The sequence below is a fragment of the Limnochorda sp. genome (assembly GCF_047459355.1).
GTDB lineage: Bacteria > Bacillota > Limnochordia > Limnochordales > Limnochordaceae > Limnochorda.
This window is the reverse complement of the sequence record NZ_VSCV01000006.1, coordinates 37,592-55,085: the sequence shown is the minus strand read 5'-3', so window position 1 is coordinate 55,085 and position 17,494 is coordinate 37,592. Positions and strand designations below refer to the sequence as shown.

At 71.0% G+C, this 17,494-nt stretch carries 19 protein-coding genes; 17 read left to right on the top strand and 2 right to left on the bottom strand.

All coding sequences use genetic code 11. From position 1 onward, the window contains the following. Nucleotides 1-2: 2 nt before the first annotated feature. From pknB to rpe, 3 genes are read left to right on the top strand one after another with little or no spacing between them, the layout of a single operon-like run. Nucleotides 3-1,910: a Stk1 family PASTA domain-containing Ser/Thr kinase gene (gene pknB / locus FWJ67_RS04020; RefSeq protein ID WP_304172759.1), complete on the top strand. Its 1,908-nt coding sequence runs from the start codon at nt 3-5 to the stop codon at nt 1,908-1,910. 18 nt (nt 1,911-1,928) lie between these two features. Further along, nucleotides 1,929-2,822 carry a ribosome small subunit-dependent GTPase A gene (gene rsgA, locus FWJ67_RS04015; RefSeq protein WP_304172761.1) on the top strand — a complete coding sequence of 298 codons (894 nt, stop codon included), beginning with the start codon at nt 1,929-1,931 and terminating at the stop codon, nt 2,820-2,822. Nucleotides 2,823-2,846: 24 nt separating this feature from the next. Beyond that, entirely contained in the window at nt 2,847-3,527 is a 681-nt protein-coding gene (rpe, locus tag FWJ67_RS04010) for a ribulose-phosphate 3-epimerase (RefSeq protein WP_414482594.1), read from the top strand. A gap of 303 nt (nt 3,528-3,830) precedes the next feature. On the opposite strand, the gene rpmB is transcribed toward rpe, so the two are convergent. After that, complete coding sequence (gene rpmB / locus FWJ67_RS04005; RefSeq protein WP_304172764.1) at nt 3,831-4,022, bottom strand: 50S ribosomal protein L28; 192 nt, start codon at nt 4,020-4,022, stop codon at nt 3,831-3,833. A gap of 197 nt (nt 4,023-4,219) precedes the next feature. On the opposite strand from rpmB, the gene FWJ67_RS04000 reads away from it, so the two are divergent. Genes FWJ67_RS04000 through FWJ67_RS03970 form a run of 7 tightly spaced genes read left to right on the top strand, consistent with a single transcriptional unit; the run spans nt 4,220 to nt 10,849 of the window. After that, nucleotides 4,220-4,618, top strand: coding sequence for an Asp23/Gls24 family envelope stress response protein (locus tag FWJ67_RS04000; RefSeq protein WP_304172766.1), 399 nt, complete (start codon nt 4,220-4,222; stop codon nt 4,616-4,618). A 16-nt stretch (nt 4,619-4,634) separates the two neighbouring features. Continuing rightward, nucleotides 4,635-6,365 carry a DAK2 domain-containing protein gene (locus FWJ67_RS03995; RefSeq protein WP_304172768.1) on the top strand — a complete coding sequence of 577 codons (1,731 nt, stop codon included), beginning with the start codon at nt 4,635-4,637 and terminating at the stop codon, nt 6,363-6,365. A 31-nt stretch (nt 6,366-6,396) separates the two neighbouring features. Further along, the gene (locus FWJ67_RS03990; protein WP_304172770.1) at nt 6,397-7,257 is read left to right on the top strand and encodes a DegV family protein; all 861 of its coding nucleotides are present in this window, start codon (nt 6,397-6,399) and stop codon (nt 7,255-7,257) included. Between the two features lie 22 nt (nt 7,258-7,279). Beyond that, complete coding sequence (locus tag FWJ67_RS03985) at nt 7,280-9,331, top strand: ATP-dependent DNA helicase RecG (protein ID WP_414482593.1); 2,052 nt, start codon at nt 7,280-7,282, stop codon at nt 9,329-9,331. Continuing rightward, complete coding sequence (gene rsmD, locus FWJ67_RS03980; RefSeq protein ID WP_414481909.1) at nt 9,322-9,879, top strand: 16S rRNA (guanine(966)-N(2))-methyltransferase RsmD; 558 nt, start codon at nt 9,322-9,324, stop codon at nt 9,877-9,879. Before FWJ67_RS03985 ends, rsmD begins: the two co-directional genes overlap by 10 nt. A gap of 2 nt (nt 9,880-9,881) precedes the next feature. Continuing rightward, nucleotides 9,882-10,379, top strand: coding sequence for a pantetheine-phosphate adenylyltransferase (gene coaD, locus FWJ67_RS03975; RefSeq protein ID WP_304172775.1), 498 nt, complete (start codon nt 9,882-9,884; stop codon nt 10,377-10,379). Continuing rightward, on the top strand, nt 10,376-10,849 hold the full coding sequence (locus FWJ67_RS03970) for an ATPase (RefSeq protein ID WP_414481910.1): 474 nt from the start codon (nt 10,376-10,378) through the stop codon (nt 10,847-10,849). Before coaD ends, FWJ67_RS03970 begins: the two co-directional genes overlap by 4 nt. A 7-nt stretch (nt 10,850-10,856) precedes the next feature. On the opposite strand, the gene ylbJ is transcribed toward FWJ67_RS03970, so the two are convergent. Further along, nucleotides 10,857-12,086 (bottom strand): sporulation integral membrane protein YlbJ, encoded by a 1,230-nt coding sequence (gene ylbJ, locus FWJ67_RS03965; RefSeq protein WP_304174399.1) that lies wholly within the window; start codon nt 12,084-12,086, stop codon nt 10,857-10,859. A 153-nt stretch (nt 12,087-12,239) separates the two neighbouring features. Between ylbJ and FWJ67_RS03960 the strand changes: the two genes are divergently transcribed. The 7 genes from FWJ67_RS03960 (at nt 12,240) to fabG (ending at nt 17,417) form a co-directional block, all read left to right on the top strand. Further along, on the top strand, nt 12,240-12,824 hold the full coding sequence (locus FWJ67_RS03960; protein WP_414481911.1) for a YceD family protein: 585 nt from the start codon (nt 12,240-12,242) through the stop codon (nt 12,822-12,824). A 12-nt stretch (nt 12,825-12,836) separates the two neighbouring features. Further along, complete coding sequence (gene rpmF, locus FWJ67_RS03955; protein WP_304172471.1) at nt 12,837-13,034, top strand: 50S ribosomal protein L32; 198 nt, start codon at nt 12,837-12,839, stop codon at nt 13,032-13,034. Nucleotides 13,035-13,151: 117 nt separating this feature from the next. Further along, nucleotides 13,152-13,700, top strand: coding sequence for a transcription factor FapR (gene fapR, locus FWJ67_RS03950; RefSeq protein ID WP_304172472.1), 549 nt, complete (start codon nt 13,152-13,154; stop codon nt 13,698-13,700). Between the two features lie 35 nt (nt 13,701-13,735). Then, nucleotides 13,736-14,737 (top strand): phosphate acyltransferase PlsX, encoded by a 1,002-nt coding sequence (gene plsX / locus FWJ67_RS03945; RefSeq protein WP_304172473.1) that lies wholly within the window; start codon nt 13,736-13,738, stop codon nt 14,735-14,737. 3 nt (nt 14,738-14,740) lie between these two features. Next, on the top strand, nt 14,741-15,733 hold the full coding sequence (locus tag FWJ67_RS03940; RefSeq protein WP_414481912.1) for a beta-ketoacyl-ACP synthase III: 993 nt from the start codon (nt 14,741-14,743) through the stop codon (nt 15,731-15,733). Further along, nucleotides 15,730-16,680, top strand: a complete 951-nt coding sequence (gene fabD, locus FWJ67_RS03935) for an ACP S-malonyltransferase (RefSeq protein WP_414481913.1) — start codon at nt 15,730-15,732, stop codon at nt 16,678-16,680. Before FWJ67_RS03940 ends, fabD begins: the two co-directional genes overlap by 4 nt. Further along, a complete protein-coding gene (gene fabG, locus FWJ67_RS03930; RefSeq protein WP_414481914.1) occupies nt 16,677-17,417 on the top strand; it encodes a 3-oxoacyl-[acyl-carrier-protein] reductase in 741 nt (246 codons plus the stop codon). Before fabD ends, fabG begins: the two co-directional genes overlap by 4 nt. Nucleotides 17,418-17,494: the final 77 nt, after the last annotated feature.

The following is a 17,494-nucleotide window of genomic DNA, read 5'->3' as shown; positions in this document are numbered from 1 at the left end:
CCGTGGTCGGGCAGATCTTAAGCGGGCGGTACCGCCTGGAAGAACGGGTCGGACACGGCGGTATGGCGGAGGTCTACCGGGCGACGGACCTCCTCTTGGAGCGGGCGGTGGCGGTCAAGATCCTCCACCCCCAGTTCGCCTCCGATGAGGAGTTTGTCCAGCGCTTCCGGCGGGAAGCCCAGGCCGCGGCGAGCCTCTCCCATCCCAATGTGGTCAACATCTTCGACGTGGGCGAGGATGCGGGGACCTATTACATCGTCATGGAGTACGTCCGGGGCCGGACCCTGCGGGCCCTCCTTCAGGAGCGGGGGCCCTTGCCGGTCCACGAGGCCCTGGACGTGGCGGCCCAGGTGGCCGGGGCCCTGGCCGCGGCCCACAGCCAGGGGCTGGTCCACCGGGATGTGAAGCCGGCCAACATCCTCATCTCCACCTCGGGCCAGGTGAAGGTGACCGATTTCGGCATCGCCCGGGCGGCCAGCGAGAGCAGCCTCACCCAGACGGGGACGGTCCTGGGGTCGGTCGGGTACGTCTCGCCGGAGCAGGCCCGGGGCGAGGAAGTGACGGGGCTTTCGGACCTGTACTCCCTGGGGGCCACCCTGTACGAGATGCTGACGGGCCAGGCCCCCTTTCGGGGCGAGTCGACGGCGGCGGTGATTCTCAAGCACCTCCAGTCGGAGCCGACCCGGCCCCGGCGGCTCCGGGCCGAGGTGCCCGAGGATGTGGAGGCCCTGGTCCTGCGCCTCCTTTCCAAGGAGGCCCGGCGCCGGGCCCGCTCCACCTTGGCCTTGAAGGAGGAGCTGGAAGAGCTGGCCCGCCGGTACGATCACGAGGAGGCGACCCGCCGGTTCCAGCGGGTGAGCGACCCGGTGGGGGAGGCGGGGGAGGAGGCAGGGGAGGACGTGGCAGCACGACGCAGGCGACGGGTCCCGACCTGGATGTGGGTGGCCGGGGTGGTCTTGGCGGTGGCCCTGGCCGGGGTGTTGGGGGCCCGGGCCCTCGCGGCCCTCCTCTTCCCGCCCGAGGTGGTCGTCCCCGACCTGGTGGGGCAGAGCCTGGAGGCGGCCCAGACCCGGGCTAGCGCTTTGGGCCTCAAGCTGGAGACCCGCTACCTCCTGGCCAGCGCCGAGGTCCCCCAAAACCACATCATTTCTCAGGATCCCCGGGCGGGGCGGACGGTTCGCGCGGGACGGACCATCTGGGTGGTGGTGAGCACCGGACCTGAGGTGGTGACGGTCCCGGCCGTGGAGGGGATGGCCCTTCGGGAGGCCCGGCTGATCCTGAATGAGGCGGGCCTGCGGGTGGGCCGGGTGGAGGAGCGCTACGCCCCGGAGATCAGCCCAGGGCAGGTTCTGGAGCAGAACCCGCCGGCCGAGGCGGAGGTGGAGGCAGGCCAGCTGGTCGATCTGGTGGTGAGCCGGGGCGGCGCCGGGCTGACGGTGGTGGTCCCCGACCTTCGGGGCCAGCTCTTCTCCCAGGCGGAGGCCCGTCTGGGCGAGCTGGGCCTCCAGCTGGGCGAGGCCCAGCCCCGGGAGGCGGCGGCCCCCGTGGGCGAGATCCTGCACCAGGAGCCCGGGCCCGGGACCCGGGTGCCCGTCGGCTCGGTGGTCAACCTGGTCTACGCGACGGGCCAGCCCGATGAGGCCCGCACCCCTGAGCCGGCGGCCACCGTTCCCGAGCGGCCCCAGGTCTCTCAAGGGATGCTGCGGACCCAGGTGACCATCCAAGTCCCCGAGGGGCCGGCCCAGGAGGTGCTGGTGGTCCTCATCGACGACCGGGGGGCCCGGGAAATCCACCGGGCCTACCATCCGGGCGGCAGCCGGGTGGAGCTGCCCCTGGAGGCGACGGGGGCCTCCCCCTTGGTTCAGGTCTACTTGGACGGTTCCATGATTCAGGAGTTGCCCCTCCGGTAAATCGGGAGGCTGTGCGAGGTGGACGCGCTCAGGACAGGCCGGGTGGTGCAGGTGATCGCCGGCTTCTACCACGTAGCGGTGGGGCCGGGGGAGACGGTCATGTGCCGGGCTCGGGGCCGCCTCAAAGGGGCCGCCAGTATCTACCCCGGCGACCTGGTCCGGGTCCTGCTCTTCGAGGATGAGCCGGGCACGGGCCGGGTGGAGGAGGTCCTGCCCCGGGCCAGCCTCCTCCAGCGGCCCGCGGTGGCCAACGTCACCCGGGTGCTGGTGGTGATGGCCCTGGCCCAGCCCCGTCCCCAGAGCTTCCTCCTGGACCGGCTCCTGGTGCTCACCCATTTGGCCGGTCTGGAGCCGCTCATCGTCTGGAACAAGGCCGATCTGGAAGCGGAGCCAGAGAGCCTGGCGTTGATCGACATCTACCGGGTGCCCGGCTACCCAAGCGTCGTCGTCTCCGCGGCCACCGGCCGCGGCATGGAGGCGCTGGTCGCCTCCCTGGGGGATGGGGTCGGGGTGCTGGCCGGCCCGTCGGGGGCGGGCAAGAGCTCCATCCTCAACCGGCTGGTTCCCGAGGCGGCCCAGGAGACATCGACCGTCAGCCGGAAGTCGGGCCGGGGTCGGCACACCACCCGTTCCGTCCGCCTCTGCCGGGTGGGGGACGGCTGGCTGGCCGATACCCCCGGATTCAGCCGTCTGGACCTGCCGCTGATCGAGCCCCGGGAGCTGCCCGCCACCTACCCGGAATTCGCCGAGCCGGCCCGCAATTGCCGGTACGACGGGTGCCTCCACGCCAGCGAGCCCGGCTGCGCCGTGCGGGACGAGGTGGAGCGAGGCACCATTCCCCCCTTGCGCTACGAGCAGTACCGGCGTCTCTTGGACGAAGTGATCGAGGCCTATCGAAACCGGTACCGGTAAGGAGGAGCTTCAGTCGTGATCTGGATGGCCCCATCGATCCTCGCCGCCGACCCCGCTCGGCTGGGGGAGGCGGCTTCTGCTGTCTCGGATGCGGACTGGCTGCACGTGGACGTGATGGATGGTCACTTCGTGCCCAACCTGACCTTCGGGCCCAACGTGGTGGAGGCCCTCCGCCGGGCGGGCGCGCCCCCCTTGGATGTCCACCTGATGATCACGGAACCGGAGCGCTCGGTGGAGCAGTACGTTCGGGCGGGGGCCCGGCGGATCGCGGTCCACGTGGAGGCGACGCCGCACATCCATCGTCTCCTCCAAAGCCTGGGCCAGCTGGGGGTGGAGCGGGCCGTCGCCCTCAACCCCGGCACGCCTTTGGAGGCGGTGGAGTGGGTCATGGAGGAGTGCGAGGCCATCCTGGTCATGACGGTCAATCCGGGTTGGGGCGGCCAGAAGCTGATCCCCGCCACCTTGCGGAAGGTGGCCCAGCTCCGGGCCCTCTTGGAGGAGCGGGGGCTCGACCGGCGGATCGTGGTGGACGGCGGCATCGACCTGCAGACGGTAGCCCAGGCGGTCCGGGCCGGCGCGGACACCCTGGTGGCCGGGTCAGCCGTCTTCGGCGCGCCGGACCCGGCCGAGGCCCTGGCCCAGCTCCGGGCGGCGGCGGAGGCGGCCTTGGATGGTGAGGCTAAACCAAAGTTTAATCAGACTTGACTGACCCACAAATGGAAAGTATCATACTCTTAGGAAACCGGGGGGCTCGGCGAGGAGAGGGGGATGCCCGCGGGCCCAGCCGGTCATGTAGGGATCGGCGGGCCTGCTCGCCAGAGCTGCGGCAGAGCGCGAAAAAGGCCCGATGCCTCGGGCCTCACGAGATCCGATCCACTGGTCCACATGACCAGAAAAAATACGATAAACTCCCCCTGCGGGCAAGGAAGACCTGGGACGGAGCAGACGGATCAAGGGACGCCAACCATCACCCGAGCTCTCCCAGGTTTCCTCGCGTCAGGCGCCGGCTTAGAGCGCGCGCAGCACCCGGCCCGACCGGAGGCAGCGGGTGCAGACGTACTGGCGGCGGGGTTGGCCGTCGACAAGGATCCGCATCCGCTGCAGATTGGGGTACCACTTGCGGCGCGTCTTCCGGTTGGAGTGGCTCACCTGGTTGCCTGTTTGGGTGCCCCGGTTGCAGTAGTAGCAGCGCCGTGCCATACGGAGCCCTCCTTTCACGCCTGGCTTGACGAGCCTGCGGTGGGCACGGCTAGAAGTCTACCATAAGAGTCCGGTCGTTGACAAGGAGAAGGGCCGGTGATATAGAACCGTTTAGGTCAGGCCTGCGCCGGTGCGCGGGGCGTCCGGAGGTGGGGAGGCGCCCCCGGGGGCTGGCGTCGAGGGAAGGGGGGCCGGCGGTGCCGGAGAGTTTGGACAGCCAACTGGGCAAGGTGCGCATCGCCGATGAGGTGATCGCGGCCGTCGCGGGGGCCGCGGCCGTCTCCTGCTATGGCCTGGTGGGCATGGCCGCCCGAAACGTCCAGGACGGCCTGTCGGAGCTGTTGGGCCACGACCAGATCGACCGGGGGGTCCGGGTCCGGCTGGACGCGGATGGCAGCACCGTCATCGATCTTTACGTGGTGGTCCAGTACGGCGTCAACATCGCCGAAGTGGCGGAGAACGTCAAGGAGCAGGTCCGCTACCAGGTGGAGCGCCTGCTGGGGCTGAAGGTCCGGGCCGTCAACGTCCACGTCCAGGGTGTGCGGGTGGAGCGGCCCGAGCGGGAAGGGCGGGCCCCGCTCACGGAGATGGCGTAGTCGCGGGGGGAGTTCGGTGAAGGTCAAGCATCTGACGGGGGACCTGTTGCGTCAGCTGATCCAGGAGGCCACCACCCGCTTGGAGCTGGCCCGGGACGAGGTGAACGCACTCAACGTCTTCCCCGTTCCTGACGGTGACACGGGCACCAACATGCTGCTGACGCTGCAGGCGGCCCTGGCGGAGATGGAGAGGGTCCAGGAGGACGATCCTCGCCTGGTGGCCCGCGCCATGGCCAAGGGGGCGCTCATGGGGGCCCGGGGGAACTCCGGGGTGATTCTTTCTCAGATTTTGCGCGGTTTCGCCAAGGGCTTGGAGGCGCCCGGGCCGCTGGGGCCTCAGCGGGTGGCCCAGGCCCTGCTGGAGGCGGCCCAGACCGCCTACCGGGCGGTCATCCGCCCGGTGGAGGGGACGATCCTCAGCGTCGCCCGCGCGGCGGGCCGGGAGGCGGTCAAGGCCGCGGCGGTGGCCGACCACCTGACGCCGGTCTTTCAGGTGGCCGCGGAGGCGGCCAGGCAGGCCCTGGCCCGTACGCCGGAACAGCTGGCCGTCCTCCGGGAGGCGGGCGTGGTCGACGCGGGCGGGCAGGGGTACGTGGTCATCCTCGAGGGGTTTGAGGGTTGCCTCGCGGGGGAGCGGGTGGCGCCGGTCCAGGCCCAGCCGGACCGGGCTGCATCGGATTCGTCGCCGTTTGAGCAGTCCTTGGCCGAGCTCCACCGGCAGGGGATTGTGGAGACAGAGGTGGAGCACGGCTACTGCACCGAGTTCCTCGTCCGGGGCAAGGATGTGCCCATCGACACCCTCCGGGCCCAGATTGAGGAGCTGGGCGACTCGGTGCTGGTGGTGGGGGACGGGGAGGTCGTCAAGGTCCACGTCCACACCGAACACCCCGGTCAGGCCCTGGAGGTCGGCCTCCGTTTCGGCGAGCTGCTCAACGTCTCCGTGGGGAACATGCGGGAGCAGAACCGCCAGGCGGCCCAGAAGCAGCGGGAGACGGGCGCGTCGGCCCTCCACGCCAACAACGGCCAGAGCGAGCGGCCCGCCAGCGCGGTGGGGGCCGCGGTGGCCACCCCGCCCAGCCCGGTGCAGAAGGCCGCCCTCCAGGCCGTGGTGGTGGCGGTGGGCGACGGCCTGGCCGAGATCTTCACCAGCCTGGGGGCCGCCCGGGTGGTGAAGGGCGGCCAGACCATGAACCCCAGCACCCAGGAGATCCTGGAGGCGGTGGAGTCCGTCGGCTCCGAGCATGTGGTGATCCTGCCCAACAACGGGAACGTCATCTTCACCGCCAACCAGGTGATCGAGCTGACCGACCGGCACGTCCACGTCATCCCCACCAAGACCCTGCCCCAGGGGATGGCGGCCATGCTGGCCTACGACCCCAACCGGAGCGTGGAGGAGAACCTGGAGCTGATGCGCCGGGCCGGTGAGCAGGTGCGGACCGGCGAGGTGACGTACGCGGTTCGGGACTCCCAGAACAACGGCATTCAGGTCCGCAAGGGCGACATGATCGGCCTGGTGGAAGGGGAGCTGGTGGTGGCCGGCCCCGACCGGAGCCAGGTGGTCCTGAAGGTGCTGGAGCGGATCGTGACGGAAGATTCGGAGGTCATCAGCCTCTACTACGGCGAGGATGTGACCGATGAGGAGGCTGAGGCGATGCGCCGCCAGGTGGAGGAGCGCTTCCCCGACCTGAGCGTGGAGCTCTACGCCGGGCGGCAGCCGCTCTACTACTACATCCTCTCCGTCGAGTAGGCCCTCGCCGGAGAGGCTTGAGGAGACCGCCATGGTTGATCGGACCTTTGCCGTTGTGACCGATAGTGGTGCTGATCTCCCCGCCTCCCTTGCGGAGGAGCTGGGGATCCGGGTGGTGCCCTTGAGCATCCACTTCGGGGACGAGGTCTTCAAGGACGGGGTCACCTTGACGGCCGAGGCCTTCTACCAGCGCCTGACCACCGACAAGGAGCGCCCGCCCCACACCAGCCAGCCGTCGCCGGGGGACTTCCAGCAGGTGTACGAGAGCCTGCGGGAGGCGGGGGTCAAGCAGGTCCTCTCCATCCACCTCTCGAGCAAGCTGAGTGGAACCCTCCAGTCGGCCACCATCGCCGCCCGGGAGATGGAAGGGATGGAGATCGTCACGGTGGACAGCCGGATGGCTTCGATGGGGATCGGCATGCTGGCCGTCCACGCCGCCCGCCTGGCCCGGGAAGGGCGGAGCCTGCAGGAGGCGGCGGCGGAGGTGGAGGCCCTGCGGGACCAGTTCCACGTGGTCTTCGCGGTGGACACCCTCGAGTACCTGGCCCGGAACGGGCGGATCGGCCGGGCCCAATCTTTTCTTGGCGGCCTGTTGAGCATTAAGCCGGTCCTCAGCCTGGCGGACGGCGAGGTGGTCCCCGTGGAGCGGATGCGGGGGAAGAACCGGGCCCTCCAGGAAGTGGTGGACCGGACCGTCGCCTTCCTGGGCGACCGGCCAGGCTGGGTGAGCATCGTGCACAGCCAGGCCGAGGAGGAGGCGGCCCAGGTCCGGGCCCGCATCGAGGAGCGGTGCCAGGTGGCGGAGATGATCGTCACCCACCTGGGGCCCACCATCGGGACCCACGTGGGCCCTGGCACCATCGGCGTTCTCGCCCTCCCCGTCTCAGGCTGATCACACAGGGTGGTGAGCAAACCTGAACCCGGCTCTCCGTGCGCCCATCGACACCCTGAAGGGTGTGGGGCCCGTGCGCGCCGCGGCGCTGGAACGGGTGGGTGTACGGCGGGTGTGGGATCTTCTGACCCTTCCGCCCCGGCGGTATCTGGACTACAGCCGGGTGGTGGAGCCTGCCGACGCCCAGCCGGGGGAAGGGGCAGTGCGGGGCCGGCTGGGTGCCTTCCAACGCCGGCCCCTGGCCGACCGGCCCCGGGTGCTGCTGGTGGAGAGTGTTCTCACCGGGCCCCGGGGCCGGCTGACGCTTCACTGGTTTCTTCCCCGCAACCACGCCCGCTACGTCCGCTTCCCGCCGGTGGGGACGACGGTCGTCGCCTCGGGGCCGGTGCGGGCCGCCAACGGGCGCCTGACCATGGTCAACCCGGTCCTGGAAGAGGAGGGTCGCCTCCAGGTGGCGGGGCGGCTCCTCCCCGTCTACCCCCTGAGCCAGGGGCTGAGCCAGGGCGTCCTGCGCCGGCTGGTGGACCAAGCCCTCGACGCCTACCTGCCCCTGGTGGAGGAGTATCTTCCCGAGGCCGTTCGGGCCCCCTTGGCCCTGCTCCCTCTGGAGCAGGCCATCGAGCGACTCCACCGGCCCGAGAACCTGGAGGAGGCGACCCAGGCCCGGCGCCGCCTGGTCTTCGACGAGCTCTTCTTGTGGAACTGGTCCCTGGAGGCGGCCCGGGCGGCCCGGCAAGCCCAAGCGGCACCGGCCTTGGGGCCACCAGGCCCCCTGGCCGCCCGCTTCCTGGAGCAGCTCCCCTTCTCGTTGACCGACGGCCAGAGGGAGGCGATGGCCGTCCTCGATGAGGATCTAACCCGGCCCTTCCCCATGCGCCGTCTTCTCCAGGGGGATGTGGGCTCGGGGAAGACGGTGGTGGCCGCGTACGCCCTCCTGCGGGCGGTGGAGAGCGGGCTCCAGGCGGCGCTGGTGGTGCCCACAGGGGTCCTCTGCCGGCAGCAGGAGGTCCGGCTGCAGGAGCTCTACCGTGGCCTGGGGGTCCGGGTGCTCCGGTACACGGGCAGCCTCAACGAGGCGGAGCGGGCCCAGGTGGAGGCGGAGCTGGCCTCGGGCCAGCCCCTGGTGGTGGTGGCGACCCACCTCTTCGCCAACCTCCCCCGGCCGCCCCGGCTCGGCTTGGTGGTGGTCGATGAGGAGCAACGCTTCGGCGTGCGGTTGCGCCAGGCCCTGGCCGGGGAGGGGGTCCACCAGCTCCACATGACCGCCACCCCCGTGCCCCGCACCCTGGCCCTCACCGCCTACGGGGACCTGGACGTCACCGTGCTCCGGGGCCTGCCGCCGGGCCGCCACCCTGTCGACACCCGCTGGATCCCCGAGCGGAAGCGGGACGAGCTGTACCGGTTCGTCCGGGCCCGGGTGGAGGCGGGGGAGCGGGCCTTCATCATCTTTCCCGCCATCGACTCGGAAACTCAGGCCCAGGCCCTGGTGGAGCAGGTTCGCGTCCTGGCTCGGGGCCCCCTGGCGGGCATCCCCATCGGGGTGGTCCACGGCCGGCTGCCCGAGGAGGAGCGGTGGTCCACCCTGGAAGCCTTCCGCTCCGGCGAGGTGCCCGTCTTGGCCGCGACGACAGTGGTGGAGGTGGGGGTGGATGTGCCCGAGGCCTCGGTGATGGTGGTGGAGGGCGCGGATCGATTCGGCCTGGCCCAGCTCCACCAGCTCCGGGGCCGGGTGGCCCGCAGCCGGAGCCCGGCCTTCTGCTTCCTGGTCGCCACCCCCCGCACGCCCCAGGCCCGGGGCCGGCTCAATGCCATGCGGACCCTGGATGACGGCTTCGCCATCGCCGAGGCCGATCTGCGGCTGCGGGGGCCGGGGGAGCTCCTGGGCGAGGCCCAGTGGGGGGCGCCCGAGTGGCGGCTCGCCTCCCTTCCCGAGGACGAAGGGCTCCTCCGGGAGGCCCGGCAGGCCCTGGAAAGCTACATTGAACAGGTGGGCTGGGAGACGGTGGAAGGGGGGCCCATCGGCCGGGAGGCGGCGGCCCGGGCCGAGGGGGAGGAGGGGTGGGGATGCGGGTGATCGGAGGCACCGCCCGGGGCCGGCGCCTGGAGGCGGTCCCCGGCCGGGCGACCCGGCCCACGTCCGACCGGGTCCGGGAAACCCTGTTCAACATCCTGGGCCCCCGGGTGGTGGAGGCCCGGGTGCTGGACCTCTTCGCGGGGACGGGGGCGCTGGCCATTGAGGCCTTGAGCCGGGGCGCGGCCCATGCGGTGCTGGTGGAGGCGGCCCGACGGGCGGCGGAGGTGGCCCGCCGGAACCTGGAGCGGTGCGGCTTCCAAGACCGGGCGGAACTTCTCATCCAGCGGGACCGGCAGGCCCTGCCGTGGCTGGCCCGGCGGGGCGACCGGTTCGACCTGGTTTTCCTGGACCCGCCCTACCAGCGGGGCCTGGGCCAGGCTGCCTTGGAGACCCTGGCCCGGCTGGGGCTGGTGCCCCCAGGGGGCCTGGTGGTTTGGGAACGGGCCCGGGGAGAGGAAGAGCCCCAACCGATACCGAATCTGTCGCTGCACCGGCGGCACCCAATCGGATCCAGCGAGCTTTGCTTTTTTCTTGGGGAGGAGGGGTAGCCGTGAAGATTGCGGTCTATCCCGGCAGCTTTGACCCGGTGACCTACGGCCACTTGGACATCATCCAGCGGGCCGCCGACCTCTTCGACCGCCTCTACGTGGCAGTCCTGAGGAATCCCAACAAGAAGGCCCTCTTCTCGGTGGAGGAGCGGGTGGAGATGCTCCGCCTGGTGACCAGCCACCTGGAGAATGTGGAGTGTGAGAGCTTCGACGGCCTGGTGGTCCGCTACGCCCAGGGCCGGCAGGCCAGCGTGATCGTCCGGGGCCTGCGGGCTGTGGCCGACTTCGAAGCGGAGTTCAAGATGGCCTCCATGAACCGGTCCCTGGCGCCGGAGGTGGAGACCATCTTCATGATGACCAGTGCGCCCTACAGCTTCGTCAGCTCCAGCATCATCAAGGAAGTGGCCAGCTTCGGCGGGTCCGTGGGCAAGTGGGTGCCGAGGGAAGTGGAGCGGCGGCTCATCCGCCGCCTGCGGGGGGGAGGTGAAGGCGAGGGATGACCCAGATGAACCTGATCAACCTCCTGGGCCAGCTGGAGGAGCTGATCCAGCGGGCTCCTGAGGTGCCCTTGACGGGGCGGGCCATCATCGATGGGGACCTGGCCCTGGAACTGATTGAGAAGATCCGGAACGCCATCCCCGAGGAGATCCGCCGGGCGGAGCAGCTGCAGGGCGAGCGGGAGGCCTTTCTCCGGGAGGCCCAGGCGGAAGCGGACGAGACCATCCAGCGGGCGGAGGCGTACGCGGCCAAGCTGGTCTCCGATTCCCACGTGGTCCAGCGGGCCAAGCAGGAGGCGGAACGGATCGTCGACGACGCGCGCCGGCAGTGCGAGGAGCTGAAGCGGGAGGCGGACCGGTACGCCCTGGACGTGCTCACCGATCTTGAGGGCCGCCTCACCAACCTCTTGGAGGTGATCCGCAACGGCCGGGCGGAGCTGAGCAAGGGCCAGACCAACGGCGCCATGGAGTGAGGCGAGGCTAGCGCCGCCGGCGTCCCCGGCGGGCGCCGGCCCGGAGAAGCTGCCAGAGGAGGCTGGTGGCCAGCAGGGTGAGGGTGACGCCCATGACCCGGAGGCTCGCGCCCCATAGCCGCCCCAGAAAGCCGGGGGTGAGGGGGGCCGGCAGGGGGAGGGCCGCCTCCAGAAAGAGGTTACCCGCCACCCGGAAGGCGAGCAGGGTGAGGAGCCCAGCCAGGATCCCGTGCAGGAACCGGGCCAGGATGTAGGGACCGAGGCGGCAGCCCGTCCCCTGGAGCATGGCGGCCACCTGGGCGTGGACGGCCAGCCCGCTCCAGGCGATGACCGCGCTGGTGATGACCACCCGGTCTTGCAAGGAGGCGGCCGCTTGGGCTGCGGCCCGGCTCCCCAGGTCCAGCTCGAAAAGGCCGGCCGCGAGGGCGTGGGCCAGGCTCGGGTCCAGCCCCACCAGGCTCAGGAGGGGGCCCAAGAGGTGCTGGGCCGCCCAGGGGACCAGGCCCGTGATGGCGGCCACCCGCAAGAGCACCGAGAAGAGCATGATGGTCCCGCCGATGAAGAGCATCTGGATCATCGAGTCCCGGACCACGTCCCCCAGAAGATGGCCGAACGGCCGGCCGTCCCGGGCCCGGGCCTGGTAGAGGGCTTCCAGCGCCCGGTCGAGGAGGGCACCCGGCGGCGGGGCGGGTGGCGGCGGCTCCCGGTGGCCGTGGAACCGCATGAGGAGCCCGACCAACACCACGGAGGCGTAGTGCGCGAAGCTGAGGACGGCCCCGAGGGAAGCCTGGCCGAACATGCCCACCGCCACCGCGCCCGACATGAAGAGGGGATCCGCGGTGTTGGCAAAGGCGACCAACCGTTCGGCCTCCACCCGGCTGCAGAGCCGGTGCCGGCGCAAGTCCCCCGTCACCTTGGCCCCCAGAGGGTACCCTGAGACCAACCCCATAGCCACCGCAAAGGCGGCGGTGCCGGGGAGGCGGAAGAGGGGGCGCATCAAGGGCTCCAGGCAGACCCCCAGGAAGTGGACCGCCCCCAACCCCATCAGCACCTGGGCCATGACGAAGAAAGGGAGGAGCGACGGGAGGACCACCTCGAACCAGAGACGGAGGCCGTCGAGGGAGGCTTCGAAGGCGCTCCGGGGGAAGAGGACCACCATGGCGGTAAAGAGCACCGCACCCGCCGCAGTGGCGTAAGCCACCCGGCGGGAGGGAAGGGTGTGGGATGGGGAGGTCACTGGACGGGCCCGCCTCCTCTCCGTCGGCTCGTGGGCGGTCGCCGCGTCCCCTTTCTTATGCGCCCCGGGCGGGCGCCAGACCGGGGCGGGGTGTTCAGGAGTTTCCCTTGACGGTGTCGAAGGGAACCCAGTATAATGCGGAGGTGATCGCCCATGGAGCTGCAGGTCGGCCGGCTGTTGAGGGAGCGGGGCCGGGCAGAGGTCTTCGTCACCGATGAGCCCTGCCCGCCAGATCTGACCGAGGTTGGCGTGGAGGCCTGCCGCGGGCCGGTCCACATTGAGGGTCGGGCGACCAGCACCGGGGATGGCGTCCTGGTGGAGGGGCGGATCACCGTTCCCGTCACCCTGCTCTGCAGCCGCTGCCTCAGCCCCTACCCGGCCGAGGTGGAGGCCCACTTTCAGGAGAAGTTCGTCCCCCGGACGCGCCGCCGCCACCGGGACGAGGAAGAGGGCGGGGTGCCCGAAGGGGTGGAGGCGGTCGCCGATGAGGACGACCAGGTAGAGTTTTTTGAGAACAACCGGATCGATCTGGGCCCCCTCATCCGGGAGCAGCTCATGATGGCGGTCCCCATGAAGGGTCTCTGCCGGGAGGAGTGCCGGGGACTCTGCCCCATCTGCGGCCAAGACCTGAATCAGGGCACCTGCCAATGCCAGGTGGAGGAGACAGACCCCCGTCTGGCCGTCCTGCGGGATCTTCTAGAGGGGATGGAGGCATCCCGGCCGGCGGGGGAGGAGTGAGGAGGAAACGTTATGGCCAATCCAAAGCGCCGTCATTCCAAGGCCCGGACCCGGACTCGCCGCACCGCCTGGGCGATGCGGGCCATCGTGGAGCCCGAGTTGGTGGAGTGTCCCCGGTGCCACGAGCTGAAGCCGACCCACCGGGTCTGCCCCAACTGCGGGTGGTACAAGGGGCGCCAGGTGATCGCCGTCGGCGAGGAGGAGGCGTAATAAGGGACGCCCGGGGTCAAGAGCCCCGGCGGTTCCGTTTCCTGGCCAGCCGCCGCGAGGCGGCTTCCCTTAGGCCGGGGATTAGCACCTGGTGCTAAGGCCGGAGAGGAGCGAGGCGTGACGCGGGAGGAACGGCGCCATCAGCTGGCCCGTCTGATCCAAGAGGAACCCTTCATCTCCGACCGGGAGCTGGCCCAACGGTTCGGGGTGAGTGTCCAGACCATCCGCCTGGACCGGGCGAGCCTGGGCATCCCCCAACTCCGGGAGCGGACCCGGAAGCTCGCCCGGATGGCCTACAGCCAGCTCCGCTCGGTGGGGGCCGATGAGGTGGTGGGGGAGCTGTTGGAGATGGAGTTGGGGCGCCGGGCCCTCTCGGTGATGGAGACCACGGAGCGGATGGCCTTGAGCGGTTCAGGGGTGGTGCGGGGCCATCACCTCTTCGCCCAGGCCAACTCCCTGGCCGTGTCGGTCATCGACGCCTCCCAGGCCTTGACGGGCCGGGCCCGGCTCCGGTTCGTCAAGCCCGTGCGGGTGGGGGAGCGGGTGGTGGCGGTGGCCACCGTGGTCCGCCAGCGCCAGGGGCGGTTCTGGGTGGATGTGGAGAGCCGGGTGCAGGGGGAGCCCGTCTTCCAGGGCCGGTTCTTGGTGGTGGTGCCCGGCCCCTGAGGGTGGGCCGGGGCTGGCTGCGGGGAGGTGAGGGGATGCGGCGGGTAGCCGTCGATGTGATGAGCGGGGACCGGGGGGTCCCAGAGTTGGTGGCCGGTTGTGTGGAGGCGGCCCGCCGGGGCTGGGCCGAGGTGGTGCTGGTCGGCCGGCCCGAGGCCATCGAGCCCTGCCTCGATGGGGAGGCCCGCCGGCTGCCCATCGCCATCGAGCCGGCTTCCGATGTGATCGGCATGGAGGAGGCGCCCGTCGCCGCGGTCCGGGCCAAGCGGGAGGCGAGCGTGGTCGTCGCCTGCCGGCTGGTGCGGGACGGCCAGGTGGATGCGGCCGTCAGCCCGGGGAACACGGGGGCCACCCTGGCCGCCGCCTTGCTGGTGGTGGGGCGGCTGCCGGGGGTGGAGCGGCCGGCCTTGCCGGCCCTCTTGCCCACGGGTGCGCGGCCGTCGCTCCTGTTGGACGTGGGGGCCAACGTGGATGTGCGCCCCACCCACTTGGTGGATTTTGGCCGGATGGGAAGCCTCTACATGGAGCGGGTCGTCGGGGTCCAGCGGCCCACCGTGGGCCTGCTCAACATCGGCGAGGAGGAGACCAAGGGGAACCGTCAGGTGCAGGAGGCCTTCCCCCTCTTCCGGGAGGCGGAGGATCTCCACTTTGTCGGCATGGTGGAGCCGGGCCAGCTCCTCCGGGGTGAGGTGGACGTGGCGGTGGCCGACGGCTTCCTCGGCAACGTGACCCTCAAGGTGCTGGAGGGGATGGCCGAGGTTCTCTTCGGCAGGCTGAAGGCGGAGCTCCGCCTGGGCCTGCGCACCCAGCTGGGCGCGGCCCTGGTCGCCCCCCGGCTGAAGGCCCTGGCCCGGAGCCTGGACTATGCCGAGTACGGCGGCGTCCCCCTATTGGGCGCCCGGGGTCCGGTCCTGGTGGCCCATGGCCGGTCCAACGCCCGGGCGATCGCCAGTGCGGTCCGGTCGGCCGCGACCATTGCCGAAAGCGGGCTCTGGCAAGCCCTGAGCGAGCGGTTCGGCACGAGGAAGGACGGGTGACAGATGCCAGCGGGCATTGTCGGGATCGGCTCCGCCGTTCCCGGCCGGATCCTGACCAACCGCGACCTGGAGCAGATGGTGGAGACCAGTGATGAGTGGATCCGGACCCGGACGGGGATCCGGGAGCGGCGGGTGGTCTCCCCGGGGGAGACGGCGACGGAGCTGGGCCTGCGGGCCGCGCAGCGGGCCCTGGAGGTGGCCGGCCTGGAGCCCGAGGCGGTGGATCTCATCATCGCTGCCACCTCCACCCCCGACACGGTCTTCCCGGCGACGGCCGTCCGGATCCAGAAGGAGCTGGGGGCCCGCCGGGCTGCCGGGTATGACCTCTCCGCCGCCTGCTCGGGCTTCGTCTACGCCCTTCACCAGGCCCGCTACCTGGTGGAGGCAGGAGCCGCCCGGCACGTGCTGGTGGTGGGGGTGGATCTTCTCAGCCGGATCACCGACTGGACCGATCGGAGCACCTGTGTCCTCTTTGGTGACGGGGCGGGCGCGGTGGTGGTCGCCCCCGTGGCCGAGGGGCAGGGCATCCTGGCCAGCCGGCTGGGCGCCGATGGGGAGGGCGGCCCCCACCTCTACCTGGACGCGCCCCACGCTCGCCACACCGTGGGGGGACGCCCGGAGGAGCCCCTCCCCTTCATCCGGATGAACGGCCAGGAGATCTTCAAGTTCGCTGTCCGGCTGGTGGTGGAGGAGACCCAGGCGGTCCTGGACGGGCTGGGCCTGAGCGTGGCCGATCTGGATCTCTTGGTGCCCCACCAGGCCAACATCCGCATCATTGAAGCGGCCCGGGAGCGGCTGGGCTTGGCGCCGGAGCAGGTCTTCACCAACCTGGAGCGGTACGGCAACACCTCCACCGCCTCCATTCCCCTCGCCTTGGATGAGGCCTGGCGGGCGGGCCGGTTGAAGCCGGGGGATCTGGTGGTCATGGTGGGCTTCGGCGGCGGGCTGACCTGGGGGACCGTCGCGGTGCGGTGGAGTTTGGAGGGACGGCCATGAGCCTGGTCTTGCTCTTCCCCGGTCAGGGGTCCCAGCGGGTTGGGATGGGCCAGGCCTGGGTCCAGGCGGAGCCAGCCAGCCGGGCGATTCTAGAGGAGGCCGACCGGATCCTGGGGGAGCCCCTCAGCCAAGTGATCGCCCAGGGGCCCGAGGAGGTCCTGCAGCGGACCTACTACACCCAGCCGGCCCTCTTCACCGTAGAAGTGGCCATCTGGCGCGGCCTCCAAGCCCGGGGCGTGGTGCCGGCCGCGGCGGCGGGGCACAGCGTGGGCGAGTACGCGGCCTTGGTGGCCGCGGGGGCTTTGGACTTCGCCGAGGGGTTGCGGCTGGTCCGCTTGCGGGCGGAGCTGATGGAGCAGGCCCGGGCGGGGCGTCCCGAGGGGCCGGGCGGCATGCTGGCGGTACTGGGGCTCGAGGATGAGCAGGTGGAGGCCCTCTGCCGCCAGGTGACGGCGGGGGTGGTGGAGCCGGCCACCTACAACGGGCCTGGCCAGGTGGTGGTGGCGGGGGAGCCAGGGGCGTTGGAGGCTTTCGCCGAGCTGGCCCGGGCGGCGGGCGCCCGCCGGCTGGTGCCCCTCAAGGTGAGCGGGCCGTTCCACTCCAGTCTCTTGGCCGAGGCGGCCGAGCGCTTGGGTGAGGCCCTGGCTTCCATCCCTGTGGCCGATCCCCAGATCCCGGTGGTGGCCAACGTGTGGGCCCGGCCCTACGCCAACGCCCAGGAGGTGCGGGAGGGGCTGGCCCGGCAGGTGGCCGCCCCCGTCCGGTGGACCGAGTCGGTCCGCTGGCTGGGCGCCCAAGGGTACGGGCGTTTTGTGGAGGCGGGGCCGGGCAATGTGCTGGCGGGGCTCGTCCGGCGCATCCTGCCTGAGGCCCAGGTCATCCTGGCAGGAGAACCTCCGGAGACCGAAGAATTGATTGGCTCGCACAAGCGGGGTGAGGCGGGATGAGGCTGGCCGGCAAGGCCGCGTTGGTCACCGGCGGCACCCGCGGGCTGGGGTGGGCGATCGCCCAGAGGCTGGCCCAAGAGGGGGCCTCCGTGCTCGTCTGCGGCCGGCGGGAGGAGGACGCGCTCCGGGCGGCGCAGGAGCTGGCCGCCTTCGGCCGGGTGGAGGGGATCGGCTGCGATGTGGGCGATCCCGAGCAGGCCGAGGCCGCGGTCCAGGCGTGCGTCGAGCGGTTCGGCGCCCTCCACATTCTGGTGAACAACGCGGGCATCAACCGGGACCGCTTCCTGGCCCGGATGCGGGAAGAGGACTGGGCCGCGGTGCTCCAGACCAACCTGACGGGCGCCTACTTCATGGCCCGCGCGGCGGTGAAGCCCATGCTCAAGGCCAAGTGGGGGCGGATCGTCCAGATCAGCTCCGTGGTGGCCCTGGTGGGAACCGCTGGCCAGGCCAACTACGCCGCGGCCAAGGCGGGCCTCATCGGCTTCACCCGGAGCCTGGCCCGGGAGCTGGCCAGCCGGGGGATCACGGTGAATGCGGTCGCTCCCGGGTACATAGACTCCGAGATGACTCGGGCCATCCCCGAGAAAGAGCGTCTCGCCCTTCAGAGCCAAATCCCCCTGGGTCGTGTGGGGCAGCCGGAGGAGGTCGCCGCCGCGGTGGCCTTCCTGGTCTCGGACGAAGCCGCGTACATCACAGGCCACACCTTGACGGTGGACGGCGGCCTGTCCATGTACTAAAGTGGCTTTCCCACCAGGGCGCGCACGACCGGGCCCTGGGAAGAAGGGTATCGGGACCGCCTGATGGTCGGGCGGCA

Coding starts and splice junctions, on each gene's coding strand:
- rpmF (WP_304172471.1), top strand. CDS start 12,837: ATGGCCAATCCAAAGCGCCGTCATTCCAAGGCCCGGACCCGGACTCGC.
- FWJ67_RS03990 (WP_304172770.1), top strand. CDS start 6,397: ATGGTTGATCGGACCTTTGCCGTTGTGACCGATAGTGGTGCTGATCTC.
- FWJ67_RS03960 (WP_414481911.1), top strand. CDS start 12,240: ATGGAGCTGCAGGTCGGCCGGCTGTTGAGGGAGCGGGGCCGGGCAGAG.
- plsX (WP_304172473.1), top strand. CDS start 13,736: ATGCGGCGGGTAGCCGTCGATGTGATGAGCGGGGACCGGGGGGTCCCA.
- FWJ67_RS03940 (WP_414481912.1), top strand. CDS start 14,741: ATGCCAGCGGGCATTGTCGGGATCGGCTCCGCCGTTCCCGGCCGGATC.
- rpe (WP_414482594.1), top strand. CDS start 2,847: ATGGCCCCATCGATCCTCGCCGCCGACCCCGCTCGGCTGGGGGAGGCG.
- FWJ67_RS03970 (WP_414481910.1), top strand. CDS start 10,376: ATGACCCAGATGAACCTGATCAACCTCCTGGGCCAGCTGGAGGAGCTG.
- fabG (WP_414481914.1), top strand. CDS start 16,677: ATGAGGCTGGCCGGCAAGGCCGCGTTGGTCACCGGCGGCACCCGCGGG.
- rpmB (WP_304172764.1), bottom strand. CDS start 4,022: ATGGCACGGCGCTGCTACTACTGCAACCGGGGCACCCAAACAGGCAAC.
- rsmD (WP_414481909.1), top strand. CDS start 9,322: ATGCGGGTGATCGGAGGCACCGCCCGGGGCCGGCGCCTGGAGGCGGTC.
- fabD (WP_414481913.1), top strand. CDS start 15,730: ATGAGCCTGGTCTTGCTCTTCCCCGGTCAGGGGTCCCAGCGGGTTGGG.